Source organism: Candidatus Pelagadaptatus aseana (assembly GCF_040362265.1).
In the GTDB taxonomy this organism is placed as follows: domain Bacteria; phylum Pseudomonadota; class Gammaproteobacteria; order Pseudomonadales; family Cellvibrionaceae; genus Pelagadaptatus; species Pelagadaptatus aseana.
The window spans coordinates 135,199-150,485 of the sequence record NZ_BAABNJ010000002.1; the positions used below are offsets into that span (position 1 = coordinate 135,199).

Annotated in this window: 17 protein-coding genes; 11 read left to right on the plus strand and 6 right to left on the minus strand. The window is 51.0% G+C overall.

Features of this window, described 5'->3' with window-relative positions:
- Positions 1-93: 93 nt before the first annotated feature.
- Together qhpE and ACPXV9_RS03210 are read right to left on the minus strand one after the other, a co-directional pair.
- Positions 94-774, minus strand: a complete 681-nt coding sequence (qhpE, locus tag ACPXV9_RS03205; protein ID WP_423894529.1) for a subtilisin-like serine protease QhpE — start codon at positions 772-774, stop codon at positions 94-96.
- A complete protein-coding gene (locus ACPXV9_RS03210) occupies positions 768-2,483 on the minus strand; it encodes an ABC transporter ATP-binding protein (RefSeq protein ID WP_423894530.1) in 1,716 nt (571 codons plus the stop codon). Before ACPXV9_RS03210 ends, qhpE begins: the two co-directional genes overlap by 7 nt.
- Positions 2,484-2,645: 162 nt before the next feature.
- Here ACPXV9_RS03210 and qhpG point away from each other — a divergent pair, with 162 nt between their 5' ends.
- The 5 genes from qhpG (at position 2,646) to ACPXV9_RS03235 (ending at position 7,579) form a co-directional block, all read left to right on the plus strand.
- Positions 2,646-3,995 carry a flavin-dependent monooxygenase QhpG gene (gene qhpG / locus ACPXV9_RS03215; protein ID WP_423894532.1) on the plus strand — a complete coding sequence of 450 codons (1,350 nt, stop codon included), beginning with the start codon at positions 2,646-2,648 and terminating at the stop codon, positions 3,993-3,995.
- A gap of 119 nt (positions 3,996-4,114) precedes the next feature.
- Positions 4,115-5,545, plus strand: a complete 1,431-nt coding sequence (locus ACPXV9_RS03220; RefSeq protein ID WP_423894533.1) for an arylsulfatase — start codon at positions 4,115-4,117, stop codon at positions 5,543-5,545.
- Between the two features lie 90 nt (positions 5,546-5,635).
- A complete protein-coding gene (yfbR, locus tag ACPXV9_RS03225; protein ID WP_423894535.1) occupies positions 5,636-6,244 on the plus strand; it encodes a 5'-deoxynucleotidase in 609 nt (202 codons plus the stop codon).
- 19 nt (positions 6,245-6,263) lie between these two features.
- Positions 6,264-6,641, plus strand: a complete 378-nt coding sequence (locus ACPXV9_RS03230; RefSeq protein WP_423894537.1) for an acyl-CoA thioesterase — start codon at positions 6,264-6,266, stop codon at positions 6,639-6,641.
- Positions 6,642-6,769: 128 nt separating this feature from the next.
- Positions 6,770-7,579 carry an enoyl-CoA hydratase-related protein gene (locus tag ACPXV9_RS03235; RefSeq protein ID WP_423894539.1) on the plus strand — a complete coding sequence of 270 codons (810 nt, stop codon included), beginning with the start codon at positions 6,770-6,772 and terminating at the stop codon, positions 7,577-7,579.
- Between the two features lie 38 nt (positions 7,580-7,617).
- Here ACPXV9_RS03235 and ACPXV9_RS03240 read toward each other — a convergent pair whose 3' ends face one another.
- Positions 7,618-8,553, minus strand: coding sequence for a LysR family transcriptional regulator (locus ACPXV9_RS03240; protein ID WP_423894541.1), 936 nt, complete (start codon positions 8,551-8,553; stop codon positions 7,618-7,620).
- 156 nt (positions 8,554-8,709) lie between these two features.
- On the opposite strand from ACPXV9_RS03240, the gene ACPXV9_RS03245 reads away from it, so the two are divergent.
- Positions 8,710-8,910, plus strand: coding sequence for a hypothetical protein (locus tag ACPXV9_RS03245; RefSeq protein ID WP_423894543.1), 201 nt, complete (start codon positions 8,710-8,712; stop codon positions 8,908-8,910).
- A 34-nt stretch (positions 8,911-8,944) separates the two neighbouring features.
- Positions 8,945-9,916 (plus strand): sodium-dependent bicarbonate transport family permease, encoded by a 972-nt coding sequence (locus tag ACPXV9_RS03250; protein WP_423894544.1) that lies wholly within the window; start codon positions 8,945-8,947, stop codon positions 9,914-9,916.
- A gap of 32 nt (positions 9,917-9,948) precedes the next feature.
- Here the strand turns inward: ACPXV9_RS03250 and ACPXV9_RS03255 are convergent, their stop codons facing one another.
- A complete protein-coding gene (locus ACPXV9_RS03255) occupies positions 9,949-10,308 on the minus strand; it encodes an HPF/RaiA family ribosome-associated protein (protein WP_423894545.1) in 360 nt (119 codons plus the stop codon).
- 180 nt (positions 10,309-10,488) lie between these two features.
- Here ACPXV9_RS03255 and nhaR (ACPXV9_RS03260) point away from each other — a divergent pair, with 180 nt between their 5' ends.
- The 3 genes from nhaR (ACPXV9_RS03260) to ACPXV9_RS03270 all read left to right on the plus strand — a co-directional run bounded on the left by nhaR (ACPXV9_RS03260) (position 10,489) and on the right by ACPXV9_RS03270 (position 12,869).
- On the plus strand, positions 10,489-11,400 hold the full coding sequence (gene nhaR, locus ACPXV9_RS03260) for a transcriptional activator NhaR (RefSeq protein ID WP_423894547.1): 912 nt from the start codon (positions 10,489-10,491) through the stop codon (positions 11,398-11,400).
- Positions 11,401-11,591: 191 nt separating this feature from the next.
- Positions 11,592-11,930 (plus strand): hypothetical protein, encoded by a 339-nt coding sequence (locus tag ACPXV9_RS03265; RefSeq protein WP_423894548.1) that lies wholly within the window; start codon positions 11,592-11,594, stop codon positions 11,928-11,930.
- Between the two features lie 360 nt (positions 11,931-12,290).
- Entirely contained in the window at positions 12,291-12,869 is a 579-nt protein-coding gene (locus ACPXV9_RS03270; RefSeq protein WP_423894550.1) for a hypothetical protein, read from the plus strand.
- 40 nt (positions 12,870-12,909) lie between these two features.
- Here the strand turns inward: ACPXV9_RS03270 and ACPXV9_RS03275 are convergent, their stop codons facing one another.
- Together ACPXV9_RS03275 and ACPXV9_RS03280 are read right to left on the minus strand one after the other, a co-directional pair.
- Complete coding sequence (locus ACPXV9_RS03275) at positions 12,910-13,545, minus strand: HPP family protein (RefSeq protein ID WP_423894551.1); 636 nt, start codon at positions 13,543-13,545, stop codon at positions 12,910-12,912.
- Positions 13,546-13,753: 208 nt separating this feature from the next.
- Positions 13,754-14,107 (minus strand): HPF/RaiA family ribosome-associated protein, encoded by a 354-nt coding sequence (locus tag ACPXV9_RS03280; protein ID WP_423894553.1) that lies wholly within the window; start codon positions 14,105-14,107, stop codon positions 13,754-13,756.
- Positions 14,108-14,260: 153 nt separating this feature from the next.
- Here ACPXV9_RS03280 and nhaR (ACPXV9_RS03285) point away from each other — a divergent pair, with 153 nt between their 5' ends.
- Positions 14,261-15,166 (plus strand): transcriptional activator NhaR, encoded by a 906-nt coding sequence (nhaR, locus tag ACPXV9_RS03285; RefSeq protein WP_423894555.1) that lies wholly within the window; start codon positions 14,261-14,263, stop codon positions 15,164-15,166.
- Positions 15,167-15,287: the final 121 nt, after the last annotated feature.

A 15,287-nucleotide genomic window follows, 5' to 3' on the forward strand; every position in this document is an offset into this window, starting at 1 on the left:
AGCCTCCTCTGCTTCGGCAGGGGAGGCTTTTTTGTTTTAAGAGATGGCAGGCGGGGCTGAGAGGGTAAAAGGTAGAGCGTTGCAGTTGCTGATTTAACGGCGCTCCTGACCGTGAAAGCTGGCCAGGGTTTGCAAGTGTTGCTGCACCCATTGCTGATTGGCCTGAGGATGCTCACAGAGACAACGGGCTATGTGCCCACTCAGGTGAGCGGCGCCGGCACTGGCGCCAACCACCTTGTTGTTATGGGTCCTGACGTAAGCGCCAAAATCGGCTTGGGGGGTATCGAGCCAGGAAATTTGTTCGAAATCGCAGCGAGCATCTCCTGTGGCGCGAATCACCCCGGGGTAGTGGGCCGGGTACACCGATTGTCCCTGAGCAGGGGTCGAGGCCACCAGAATAACCCCTGCGTTAATGGCGCGCTCACAGGCCTCGCGCAGAATCCTTCTGTCCTGTTGCAAACCCAGACTCAAATTAATCAGACGAACTTCTCGCATGACCAGCCAATCGATGGCGGAGGCCACCTGTGCGGCGGAGGTGGCCCAGTCTTGGTTAAATACCTGAGCAATACACAGCGTTGTCTGTGGTGCCTGTTGCAGTATGGTATTTGCCAGAGCCGTGCCGTGCCCGAGGTGATCGGGTTGGACATCGGTGACCATAACCGAAGAGGCCTCCGGTGACAGAGCAAATTGTTGCGCTGCAATCACGGTTTGTTGAGCGGTGGCGTTAAAGCCCGAATCCACCAAGCCGACGGACACAGCATTTGAATTCAACACGGTTGTTTACCCGGTTTTTGCATCACAACGGCACCTTGGTCGAGGGTCAACAACCAGTCGACCTCCTGCAGTGGTGCTTCGCGGTGACTGATGATCAGGCGAGTGCAGTGGCCAAACTGACTGTCCACCGCGGCCATCATTTCCCGTTCAAGATCTTGATCTACAGCGGCGGTGGGTTCATCGAGAATCACCAGAGCCGGTTGTTGTAACAGGGCGCGAGCCAGCGCGATGCGCTGACGCTGACCGCCGGAGAGGTTGATGCCGCGCTCACTGATGATGGTATCCAGACCATCAGGCAGGGTTTCTAGCCATTGGTGCAGTTGTGCCTGAGTCATGGCGGTTTTTACCGAGTCCAGACTGGCTCGTGGGTTGGCGTAGCGCAGGTTTTCCAGCAGTGAGCGCCGAAACAGCACGATATCCTGACTGACGACCGCAATCTGGCGTCGCCAGTTGTCGATATTGAGTGCGCGAAGGTCCATGTCGCCCACCTTGATGACACCGCTGGTGGGATCAAAGTGGCGCTGCAACAAATCAATCAGCGTGGTTTTACCAATTCCGGATGGCCCGTAAATGCCCACCTTGGCGCCGGCGGGAAGGGTGGCCGAGGCGTTGTTCAGAATCAAGCGCTCGTGATCCGGGTAGTGGAAGCTGACCTGTTCAAGGCGAATTTCCCCTTGGGGAATTGTGTCGCTGGTTTTGCTCAGCGGGGTAATGTCAGCCTTTGTTGCGGTTAACATCTCGACGCGCTCGAGGCTGACCCGCATGCGATAAAAACCCATATACAAACCCAGCAGGGTGTTTACCGGACCGACGGCCATGCCCAGATAGGTGGAGAAGGCAATCAGTGATCCCAGTGCCATGTCGCCTTCAATAACCCAGTAGCCGCCGACGATAAATACCAGCCCTCGGGACAGGGACGTCAGGGTGTTGGGTATTGCCTGAGTGGCAAACTCAGTCATTTGCAAGTTCAGCAGATCTTGCAGATAGTGGCGATTGAGTTGCTGCAGTTGTTGTTCTTCCCGCTGTTGTGATGCCACTGTCTGGATGTATTTGATGGCGCCAATGTTTTCCACCAGAAAAGAAGAAATGTTGGCTGAGCGCTCGCGGATGATGCGTGTGCGAGCTTGCACTTTGGGACGCATCCAGTAGAGGTAAGCGCATTCCACTGGCAACAGAATCAGCGCCACCATAGCCAGTTGCCAATTGAGGTAAAACAACAGTCCCACAGCACCTATCAGGCCGAAGGTGCCACTGACAGCGGCGAACAAACCGTCCAGAGCAAAACGCTGGATTTCGGCAATGTCGCCATCGAGGCGCGACAGGATATCGCCGCTGCGATGGCGTGCGTAAAACGCCGGCGACAGGGTTTGCAGGTGGCGGTACACGCTTTCGCGCAAGGCAAACAATACGTTGCCCGACAGACTGGTGTGCCAGTAGCGGGTTACCCCGGATACCAGCGTTGACAGTAAACCGATCAGCAGCAAGGCAATGGCCACCTGCAACAGGGTATCGAAATCTTTGGCCAGCAGGCCATCATCAATCAACAGTTTGGTCAGGTAGGGTTGCACCAGTACCAGCGCCGATGCCAAGAGGGATATCAGGATCAGTCCGATCAGACTGCGGCGATGTGGTTTCACAAAACCGAACAGCCATTGCAGTGATGTCACGGTCGAGTGTTGTTGGGTTGAGTGCCGGGCGTCAGTATTCATAACACAGCTGTTGTGGGCGTTACCCTTAACGTAACAAATTTTACCGTTAATGGACTGATAATCTGTGACACTTTACGGGGCGACTCTTCACAGTTTGTTTAACCCATGTGGTTGTTTGTTGGTTAGTATAAAACCTGAATTGTAGCTGCGAGTCAGACTTTCATGCCTTCCCGATGTCATATCGCTATTGCCGGTTGTGGGCCCGCCGGAGCTGCCGCGGCAAAAAGCCTGGTGGATCTGGGTTTTGACGTCACGGTTATCAGCACGCCCAGAGCGTATGTTGCCTGCGAGGGAGTATCCGCTCGGGTGATGGGGGCGTTTAAACAACTGGGTTTTGAACACGCTCTTGCCACTCTGGCAGCGCCATCACAACGAACGGTTGAATGGAATGGCGAGCGCTCTCAGGCCAACTGGGAACAGCTGGTGCGCCGCGATCAATTGGACGCGGCCTTGCAGCTTGACCTTAAAAAAGCCGGTGTCCGTTTGCTGGATGCAAAGGTGGGGCCGGTCAATGAAACAGCCTGCGGCATATCCCTGCAGTATCAGAACCCTCACGGGTCGGACAAGGAAACAGCGTCCGTATTAACAGCGGATTTCTTTATCGATGCCCGCGGCCGCAATGCACCGGGTGCGGCACAACAGCGTATGCGTGGACCTGAGACGCTCGGCTTACTGCAATCTTGGCAGGGTGAACCGGAGCAGGCACGCTCGGAGATAGTCAGTTTTGACTCGGGCTGGATTTGGCTGGCCCGCTTTGGTGATGGCAGCCGTTATACCCAGTTGAGTTTGGCGGCTGAGAAGATTCCGCCGCGCCAACAACTGTCGGATTTTTTCGGGTCGGTATTGGCCCAGTGTCCGGCAGCTCAAGCCTATACAGAAAACGCCACACAAACCCACGAATTAACCGCGCGCAGTGCCACAGCCATGTTGACTGCCGAGCCTGTCAGTTCCCACAGTATCCGTATTGGCGATGCCGCGATGGCGGTTGATCCGTTGTCGGGCAATGGCATTTTTCAGGCTCTGTCCACCGGATTAATCGCGCCGGCCATTGTTAATACCCTGTTGCATCGATCGAACAATGCCGAACTGGCCAAGCAGTTTTATCGTGAACGGGTGCACCACGCTTTTATGCGGTTTGCCCGTCTGGGGCGGGATTTTTATCAGCAGGAACAAAGTTGGCCTGATGCCGCCTTTTGGCAACCCCGCCAGCTGTGGCCCGATCAGGTGCCCATGCACGAACCTCCACGGCCTGATCGCGTGCTGGTCGAGACCCGGCCGGTTGTGTGTGATCACTTTATTGAGGCCCGCGAAGTGGTGGTCACACCAGATCAGCCGCTGGGTGTCTGGCATCTGGAGGGGGTGGTTCTGGCTCCTATGGTCAGGCGCCTATTGGCCGAGCCAGGTACGCCACTGACGCCCGCCTGGTATCAGTCTATGGGGGTGTTTGATGTGGTTCGACAGCAGGCTTTGACGGGCTGGTTTACACAACAGGGTATGGTTTCACCCGGTTGATCGGTTTCAGGATCGAGGTCTTGAGTCCGCGCCGGAGGATCAACTTAGATCAGAGTTAACTTTGGACTAGAGTTAAATAAAGCAGGTAATAACAGAAAAGGAGTAATGAGGTGATCAATATGAATGTGAGACCCATGGTGCTCGTCGCGGCCATGTCGCTGATGGCATCTCTGGTTCAGGCTAAGGACAAACCCAATGTGGTGTTGATGGTGATGGACAATCTGGGTTGGGGTGAAATTGGCACCTACGGTGGCGGTATTCTGCGTGGTGCCGAAACCCCGAGGCTCGATGAGCTGGCCAATGAGGGCATGAAACTGCTCAATTTTAACGTGGAGCCCCAATGTACGCCTTCCCGTGCGGCCCTGATGAGTGGTCGCCACCCGATTCGCTCCGGTACCACCAAAGTGGTGTGGGGGCTGCCCTATGGTCTGGTGGGCTGGGAAGTGACCATGGCCGAGTTGTTCAAGCAGGAAGGCTACGCCACTGCCATGTACGGCAAATGGCATCTGGGTGATCAACCGGGCCGCTGGCCCACCGATCAGGGCTTTGATGAGTGGTATGGCATTCCCAATACCACCGACGAAGCCATGTATTCGACCCAGCCTCACTTTGATGAAAAGGTGGTGGCGCTGCCGGGGATTTTTAAATCAACTACCGGCACCACACCCAAAAAAGTCAAAGACTATAATCTTGATACCCGTCGCACCATTGATCGCGAGCTGACGGAAAGAACCATTGCCTTTATGAAAAAGAACGTCAAAGCCAAACAGCCGTTCTTTGTCTATCTGCCGTTTACCCAAACCCATTTGCCACCGTTGCCGCACCCGGATTTTGAAGGCAAATCCGGCAATGGTTCCTGGGCCGATGTGCTGATGGAAGTGGATTACAACGCGGGGCTGGTGCTCGATGCCGTTGATAAACTCAAGGTGGCCGATAACACCATTATTATCTGGATGTCGGAAAATGGCCCGGAAGAGGCGCCGTCCTATACCGGTACCGCCGGCCCATGGCGTGGCAATTACTTTACGACTCTGGAGGGCTCGCTGCGAACGCCGTTTCTGATTCGCTGGCCCGGTAAGATCAAAGCGGGTTCGGTCAGCAATGAAATTGTGCACATCACCGATGTGATGCCGACACTGTCATCCGTCGCTGGTTACACCGTGCCAGAGGATCGCATGATTGACGGGGTTGATCAGATAAAACTGTTTACCGGTAAAACTGCAAAGTCTGCCCGTGAAGGCTTCCCGGCTTACAATGGCGATAATATGCAGTCTTATAAATGGCGTAATTTTAAAATCCATTACATCAAGCAGGACAGCATGATGGGGGCTCCGGTTAAACTGAACTTTCCCCAGGTGCACGACCTGTTAAAAGACCCGAAAGAGTTACGCGGAATTTATGGCGGTACTGGCGGCTATGCCACAGGTACCGAGCAATTGACCTGGGTGTTACCGGCAGTGACTTATGAAATTTTGAAGTTCAGAAAGTCTCTGGCTGAGGAACCGCCCATCCAGTTTCCGGCTCCGGAACCCTATGTTCCCGTCCAATAGAGGCGGGTAAACAATTGAGGCCGTCATTGTGCTCAGGTAAGGTTGTTTCTTACCTGAGCAATTTACCTGATGAACAGGGCCTCGGTTTTTATGATCAAAAGTCACTTCTTTGCCTACCTCAGTAAAATCCGCTGGATTCAACGCTGGGGCCTCAAGCGCAACGCCATCACAGAAAATGTGATGGAACACAGTTGGGAGGTCAGTGCCATCGCCCACGGTCTGGCGGTAATCCACAATCGCTGTTTTAACGGTTCGGTGGATGTCAATGCGGTGGTGGTGGCGGCTCTGTTTCACGATTGCAGTGAAGTGATTACCGGCGATATGCCAACCCCCATCAAATACCACTCAGAGGCCATCCGGGAAGCCTATAAAGCCATCGAGACAGAAGCCGAGCAGGAGCTGGTGGGGCTGTTGCCCGAAGTGCTTAAAGCCGACTACGCCAGGGTAATGCTGTCAGAAAATATTCCCGAGCATCACCATCGCTTTATCAAAGCCGCAGATACCTTGTCGGCCTATCTTAAATGTCAGTCGGAGCTGGCTGCGGGGAATCAGGAATTTTCCCGGGCAGCCGAAGACATCAAGCAGCGTTTGCAGCAGTTGTCGATGCCGGAAGTGGATTACTTTCTGAAAACGTTTGCACCCAGTTATCAGTTGACGTTGGATGAGTTGCTGGGCAATGGGTCGGCAGAGCGCCGTTAAATACTATAGGAGAGAGACGATGAACTATTACACGCGACAAATTGTAAAACCCGATGACCTGAATGCGGCGAACGCTCTATTCGGGGGGCGACTGTTGTCCTGGATTGACGAAGAGGCCGCCATCTTCGCCATTTGTCAGCTGGATTACAAAAGGCTGGTTACGGCCCATATGAGTACGGTGGATTTTGAATCGTCGGCCTTTCAGGGGGATATCGTTGAAATCGGTTGTGAAGTAGTAAAAGTGGGTCGTACATCCCTGACGGTACGTTGCAATGCCCGCAACAAATCCACCCGCAAATCCATTCTGACGGTGGATGAAATCGTATTTGTCTGCCTTGATGAGCAGGCCAAACCCTATCCCCATGGCAAAACTCTGGAGACACTGACTCCGCAATAATGTCTATTCCAAGGAGGATTGCCCGGCCGGTTTGATCTGTCCGGGCAAGTATTTAGGTTCTTTAAAACAATCCACTGCCATTATTTTCAGCGCATACTGGTTCCGATAATAATAATTCAGGAGCCGTTATGAGTTTCGAAACTGTCGAATTCAATGTGCAACATGGCGTTGCCCGGGTCGTGCTCAATCGCCCCGAATGCCTCAATAGTCTCAATCAAATCATGTTGGTGGAGTTGTCGGAGATTGCTGACCAATGCGCTCGGGACGACGCCATCAAAGCTGTGCTGTTAACGGGTAAGGGGCGGGCCTTTTGCGCCGGCGCGGATCTGACGGTTATGAACACCGACGCCAGTGAGTCAGCCCGGCGAGCTCAGGGGCGACTGGTTCAACAGCAGATGGAGCAATACTTCAATCCGGTGATCAGTAAGCTGGCCAATTTGGAGAAGCCGGTCATCAATGCCATTAACGGCATCGCTGCCGGTGGTGGCGTGGGCCTGGCTCTGGTCGGCGATATCATTCTGGCGGCCGAGTCTGCCAGCTTTAAGCAGGTATTTATTCCGCAGCTGGGCATTATTCCCGATTTGGGCAGTACCTGGCTGGTACCCAAATCCGTGGGGCGAGCCAAAGCCATGGGAATGGCGTTGCTGGGGGAATCCATCAGCGCACATCAGGCCGATCAATGGGGCATGATCTGGAAGGTGCTCCCGGATGATCAGTTGGTGACGCAAGCTGAGGCGATGGCTCAGCGCTTGGCCAAGGGGCCGGGGTTGGGTATGGCCTGCCTCAAACAGACCATGCGCGCTTTCGATAACAACAGTCTCGATCAGCAGTTGGCGCTGGAGGCCAGAGTGCAATTGGAGTGTTGCTCCTCTGAGGATTTTCTTGAAGGATGTCTGGCTTTTCAGGAAAAGCGCCAGCCTCTTTTCAAAGGGCGCTAGGCTCGGGTCAAAGGACGATAGGCTCGGGTCAAAGGGCGCTAGGCCTGTATCAGATCACGGTAGAGCAACTCCTTACCTTCGGTTTCCACGTATTGAAGAAATTCGGAGGCGATCACTGTCTGCCGTTTCGACTTTGACCAGACAAAAAACCAGTGGGAGTCGATAGGTAATTCTTTAACCGGTAATTTGATCAGGCCCGATTGTCCGCCGTAGGTCAGGGTATGGGCAGATACAATGGAGATGCCCAGCTTTGACATCACCGAATGCTTAATGGCCTCGTTGCTCTCGATGGTCATTTTTACGTTCAGCTCGATGCCACGGTCGCGCAAAAATTCTTCGACCGCATGACGGGTACCGGAGCCGGGTTCGCGGATCAGAAAAGGTTCATCCAGCAGGTTCTTCAGTGACAGCCGCTTGCGCTGTGCCAGAGGATGATCTTCATAGGCGATGGCAACCAGCGGGTTGTCCAGAAACTCGATGCTTTCGGTATCGGCATCCTGTGGTGGATGGCTGAAAACGTAAAAGTCATCAACGCCTCGCTTGAGACGCTCAATGGTTTGTTCGCGGTTACCAACCTTCAGTTGTATCTCGATCCCGGGAAAACGTTCGCAGAATGGCCCCAGCAAATGGGGAATAAAATACTGCGATGTGTTCACCACTGCCAGACGCAGGGTACCGGTTTTCAGTTCACGCATGTCGCTCAGTGACATATCCAGGCGGGCAAAACTGTCCAGTACTTCCACCGCTGTTTTGACCAGCTCCAATCCTTCATCAGTGAAAATCAGTTTGCGATTGGTGATGTTGTAAAGTGGCAAGCCAATGGCATCCGCTAATTTTTTCATCTGAATGGATACGGTGGGCTGGGTCAGATACAGCGCCTTTGCGGCCCCATTAATGCTGCCATGATCGTGCACGGCCAGCAGGATTTCTAACTGCCTCAGAGTACCTATATGAGCGTGAAGCCTTGATTTCATGATGCCCTGCCAGATCCTGGATAATTATAGATATAGATAAAAGTCTATACATAGAATAAATAATATCAAATTTTATCTATTTCTAATAACAGGCACAATGGCCCTCAATTCAAATGCAGTAGAACGCTGCTCAAACCACATTGTGTCGAGGTATTTATGACAAGCAAGCAATTCAATTTCAGTTTGGTGGTCGGTGTCATGTTAACCCTTCTAGGGGGCGTTGTTGCTTCACAGGCGAGTATTGGCATCAGCCTGATGGTTCTGGGTGTCGCGATTGCCGCACTGGCTGTGGTTACAAAACTGCGGGGACAGTCGCCTGAGCCCAAACCGACATCGGCTTTGGCTCCGGTTGAATAATCCGATCAGATCTAATTGAGCAGAGGTAAGAACTATGCAGTTGGATGTCGGCATTGCGTTTTTCATACTCGGTGTGTTTGCCGCACTGGTACGCGCTGAAATTCAGTTCCCCAAAAGCCTCTATCAGTCACTGGTTCTGTTTCTGATGGTGGCTATCGGGCTCAAGGGAGGTGTGGCTCTGGCAGAGCATGCTTCCTGGGAGCTGGTCAGTCAGTCCTTTATCGTTATTCTGCTGGGATTGCTACTGCCCCTGATTGCTTTCCCAGTGCTTTATTATATTGGCGATCTCAAGCGTTACGATGCGGCTTCCATTGCGGCTCATTACGGTTCTGTCAGTGTCGGTACCTACGCCGTGGCCGTGGCTTTTCTTGAAGCTCAGGGGATTGCCTACGAACCTTATATTCCACTGTTTGTGGTGCTGCTGGAAATGCCGGCAATTGTTGTTGGGCTGCTTTTGGCCAGACAGGCACAGAGTGTCGATGCCGGTGTCAATGCGGATGGGGTTCAGGTGGCATCGCCTTCGACCAAGCAATTAATTCATGAAGTACTGTTCAATCAGGGCATGGTGCTGATGGTTGGTGGTCTGATAATTGGCTATCTGGCCGGTGACCGCGTCGACAAAGTCACTCCGTTTTTCTTCGAGTTGTTCAACGGTGTTTTGGCCCTGTTTCTGTTGCAAATGGGGATGACCGCCGCCAGTCGTCTGGGTGATATCAAACGATTGGGCAGCTTTATGCTGGCTTTTGGTGTTGCCATGCCGATTGTTGGTGGCCTGTTGGGTTGTTTTCTGGGGCTGGCTCTGGGGTTGTCGGTGGGTGGATCCATTCTGCTGGCGGTATTGGGTGCCAGTGCTTCATACATCGCGGTACCGGCGGCTATGCACGTTGCTTTACCGCAAGCAAATCAGAGTTTGTCGATCAGCGCATCGCTGGGTATTACCTTCCCCTTTAACGTACTGATCGGCATTCCAACTTTTACGGTGATTACCCAGTGGTTTGCCGCTTAACAGAAGAAGCGGCATTGGCTTGAATGGGAATTTCATGTGGCGGCAGGTAAATCGAACATGGCGGCGTTCCTGTAGGCCCTTTTGGACAGTTTGTGTCGGCGCTTGAGTTTGCGGTCCAGACTTTGGCTGGCCCGATGCAGGCAGTGATCAATGGCTTCAGTCAGGTGCTGGCGTTTTTCGGTCACGACAATTTTGCCCAGACCCACCGGTTTGATCACGATCTGGCAGAGTTTGTCGATGCCGCCTTTGGGGTCATTTATGTTTTTCAGGGTAATGGCGGCGCTTTCAATACTGTGCTGGCTTCTGGCAAAGACGAATGAAAACTTGTGGTCGATGTGGCTGATTATCGGGCCGTCACCTTTCAGGTTTTTAAATTGAATGCTTAGTTTCATTGTTGATATCTCCGGGCATCAAGCCTGATGAATTTAAGGATAAACAAGGCCACTGTAGAAATTTGTCTGATTTAATAAAAGTCGTATTAATCGGACGCGTTCATCGAAAAATACTTAATACAGTGCAAGCTTGTAGCGGTTGTATGGAGCTGGATAAGAGGACTAGACGAGGATGCCGAAATGGGACAACAGTTAAATTATAATCACCTGCGCTATTTTTATGCGGTGGCAACCGAGGGCAGTATCGTTAAGGCTTCGGAGTCATTGCATGTATCACCGCAGACAATCAGTGGTCAGGTTTCTGTGTTTGAAGATTATCTGGGTGTCAGTTTGTTCGATCGCAAGGGCAAGCGACTGGTTTTGAATAGCATGGGTAAAGTTGTTTTCAGCTACGCCGAAGATATCTTTGCCCTCGGGACGGAATTGCAACAGTGCATCAAACATCAGGGTGCGGAACAGGCCTTCGAATTTTGCGCTGGCGTGATTGATGTGATTCCGAAGACTCTGGCGGTTCAGATTCTGGAAAAAAGTTTCGAGCTCGAAGGCGACACCAAATTGCTGTGTCGTGAAGGTGATTTTGGTTCGTTGTTGTCAGAGTTGGCTCTCAACAAACTGGATTTTATCCTGTCGGATCGGCCTTTGACGCCCGGAGTGGCGATAAAGGCATACAGCCACTTTCTGGGCGAGTGTGGTCTCAGTTTTTATGCCGCTCCCGATACAGCCGAATTACTTCGGGTCGATTTTCCTGAGTCATTGAATCAGTGCCCATTTCTTATTTGTGGTGACAAGTCCAGCCAGAAAATCAATCTGCAGGCCTGGTTTGATCGTGAAAACATAGCTCCGAATATTGTCGGTGAATTTGATGACAGCGCCATGATGAAATACTTCGGTCAGTCCGGTTATGGCGTCTTTTGTACGCCTGAAATCATTGAAGATCACGTCACCCAGCAATACGGTGTCGAAGTGATAGGCCGTACTCGGGAAGTCACCGAGAGGTTTTACGCCATTTCACCGGAGCGCAAAGTAAAACATCCAGGCGTCAAATTGCTGATCGATACAGCACAGCAGAAGTTTGCCAGTTTTATGCAATAGTCTGGTTCGAGAGTCTAGTTCGAGAGCCTAGTTCGAGAGTCTAATCCGAATGCCTAATTCGAGAATCTGAGTCGAGAATCTAAATCAAGAGCCTAATTCGAAAAAATCGGAGTAAAGCACAGGAATGTTCGAATGGTTGTTTCTCAGGGTTTGATTACAATGTTTCAAACCATCGGGAAAGAGGATTTGTCATGAATGCTTACGCACAGCCCCCAAATTTTACCTGTGAAGACGCATCGGTAGATACCGCTCTGGAAATTTCGGTTGTGGACAGCGAGGGTGACTCTTCCGGTTCTTCATCCAGCTCCGCCGAACAGGTATTACAGTTATTGGTTGATATGAAAAAATTGCAGCAACAGCGTCATTTCAGTTTTCGTGAACGCTATGGCCGTAACGATCCGGTAGCGCAGCGGGTCATAGATAATCTGGACGAGGCCATTCTGGCAACACATCGTCTGATTGAATCTGCCAAGGCCAGTGGCCGGCTGTTAAATCTGCAATCCTCTTTGCGAATCGGTGTGTTGCAGTAGAATCGGTGTGTTGCAGTATAAGTCGCACACCGGCACTGCCGTCTTCCTCAGCAACTCGTTTGCACCTCCTGCTGACTTAGTGTCAGCGATCCCCCTAGCCCTGTTTCAGGGCTTTTTTTAGATAAACAAAATTATTCTGTGTAAAAGCCATCATCAGCTTCTCGATTACTGTCAAAGAGTTGCATGGTTTGAAGCGAGTGGTTTGGCTGAGTCGATGAGATTGCATCCAATAGTAGCTGTGACCGGATATGTTGATCGGGTCGCTAATAATACTGCCTATCCCACTTGTGTGGGGTTGTTGAGATGATTTCGTGCCTCTATTGTTGTGTGTTCATAATAATTAGAAAAGATTGAATCCCCATGACCAGATCATTTTCACCAGTCGCTTTTTGTTTGTTGCTCTTAACCTTTGCGTTATCCGAGGGGGCCAGTGCGTCGCCGGCTTCAGTTCAGGTGTGTGTACAAATTTTTAATGACGGCGATGTTAATCAAGTGGAAGGCGGTTTTTTTACCCTGTCGATCATGGATCATCAAAACAGCTTGATTCCCGAAGGCGCGCTGGAGATCAACAAAATTGAAGACGCAAAGCGCACGCCATCGTGTACCCAGAGCTATCTCTTTACAGCCGATTCCAATGCATTGTCCGTGCATGAAATGACACCGGTCACGTTTGAGTGGATGTGCAATGCACCGGGGTATCCGATATGGCAGATCACCGATGCCGCTGGCAAGGTTGTCTGGAAGCAGGGCAGTGATTACACCGCAGCCTTGAGTGCCGAAGAGTTTGCGCAAATTCCCCAAGGCAGTGATCTTCGAGTGATCTATATCAACAAGCCACGCTGGTATGAAAAAGAGGATGGTGATGTGGTGGGTGCGGCGTCCCTGACGGCCGATTTGGAAGCGGGTGTGCTGGGAGATTATCTTAGCGGGGGAAGTTAACCCTGTGAATTGATCACCTGATTCGTTCGTTATTGCTGCATCAACACCACAGTGAAAGCGGTGGGTCGTTGATGGTGCAATGCAAAATGTCACTTCTGGATACGATGCCAATCAGTCGGCCCGTGTCCTCGACAATGGGCAGTGCTGTCAGACGCTTGTTAAATAACAGCCAGGCAATACGGCGGATGTCGGTGATTGGTTCAGCGGCGTAGACCTGGTTGTCGCTACGTATAAAAGATTCGTTAATGGATGTCTCAGTCAGTCTCGGAGGGAAGTCAGCCGTGGCCAGATGCTCATAAAAATCTCCCCGTGACAGCAACCCGGTCAGTTGCATTCTGTTGTTGATGACCGGGAATGCGGCATAACTGAATTGCTGAAAGGCTTCTTTTGTCCGAGCCAGGCTCCAGTCTCCATTCAAAGTCTGAACCGGTTGGCTCATAACCTGATAAGCATGATAAATAGGGTCACGTTGTTGCTTTTGAGGCAGCATGGACCGGTATTGGGTGATGGCCTTGTCTGAAATCTGATAGGCCTCAACACTGTGCTGATCGATCAAATCCGCTTCATGATCGGCTGGTGACCTGCTGGACTGCGATTGTGCCGTTCTTTCAATTTTACGAAGGCGTTCCAGTGTCCCTGAAAAACTGCGTCCCTGTGGCGTGTAGATGGCGAACATAACATCATACCTTGACTTGAGTGGGATCGATGGCATGAGGCTGAATAGTCCAAATTACGTCATGGTTTTCAGAACAGTTCAGTTAAGACCGTATCCCGCTTTTAATGATTTTCCTGATGTCCAATGTATTCTTTCCGGATAGTTAGTAAAAGTCGTATTTTTTCTGTCATTACTTCGAAAAAAGTTGTTCTAATGTTGGCGTTATTCGCTACTGACTCAACTGTTCTGAGACATCATTCTCAACGCGATAGGTTCTTTTTTGCAGCAGACGATCGAAGCGTCTTCTGGCGGCCCGCTTGATTTTCTGACTGCAGACATTGATCGCATCATACATGTCGGCAGTAGTTTTTTGGACCGTAATGGCGGGTTGGCCATCGGGGCGGATGGTGATTTTACAGTCCATATCCATGCCACCTCTGGGGCCATTGATGTCTTTTAAAAATATATCGGCACGTTTAATTCGATCACCGTAAATTCCCAAAGCCATTCTGATTTTGGATTCTGTATAACGTTTCAGGTTTTCTGATAGCGAAAGGCCGCGAGCATGAATTTTCACTAACATTGTCTGTCCTTTTGAATAAGAGAAAAAAGTGATTAAGTCATTGGAAGTGACAGAGTAGCAATCTGGTAAATTTAGAAAAATCGTTTATTGTTTAGTTTATTCATCGAATAAAGCGATGATTTTATTTCGGGGTGATTGACATAAGGTTTGGCTATGCGCTCTATTTTTAATTACAAGCACTTACATTATTTCTGGATGGTGGCTCACGAAGGTAGCATCGCCAGAGCCAGTGAGAAGTTGCACATCACGCCGCAAACCATCAGTGGGCAGTTGTCGCAATTGGAAAGCCACATAGGCAGCCGGCTGTTTGATAAGGCTGGCCGAGGTTTGCAACTGACAGAGACTGGACGTCTGGTGCTGCGCTATGCCGATGATATCTTTGAATTGGGTCAGGAACTCAATGACGTGTTGCGTGGAGCACCATCGGTTGGTGCATCAGAATTTATTGTTGGTGCGGCCAGTGCGTTACCAAAAACCATTGTCTACAAAATCATTAAGCCCGCGTTGAACTTGCCTCAGGATATTGCTCTTACCAGTCGAGAAGGGCCCATGGATGCCATGCTGGCAGATTTGGCCGTGCATAAAGTGGATATGGTTTTGAGCGATACACCGATTAACAGCGCCTTCAGTGTTAAAGCCTACAATCATCAATTGGGCGAAAGCACTTTAAGTTGTTTTGCAGCGCCACGCCTGGCTAAAAAATATGGCCGTAATTTCCCGGAATCATTGAATAACGCTCCCATGATATTGCCGACCGGGCAATACGCGGTTCGTCAATTGCTTGATGGCTGGTTTCAGCAACAGGATATTCATCCGGTTGTCTGTGGCCAATTTGATGACAGTGCGCTGATGAAATCTTTTGGTCAGGCCGGTATGGGTGTTTTTTTTATGTCCTCAACCATTGAAGAGGAAATTTGCAAAAATTTTAACGTACGTGTCATCGGTAAAATTGAAGAGGTTAAACAGAAGTATTATGCCATTTCGGCCGAGCGAAAAGTAAAGCATCCTGCCGTGGCCGCCATCTGTGACAGCGCTCGAAGTTCGCTGTTTGGTCATTAACAGGTTCGGTGCAAAGGAATAATTTTCTGCCTTTAATATAGCTCGGTTAAGTCGATGTATTGGCTAGAAATATTCGACTTTTATTGTTTTTTGATTTCCTTACTCTAGGTAATACAGGCGC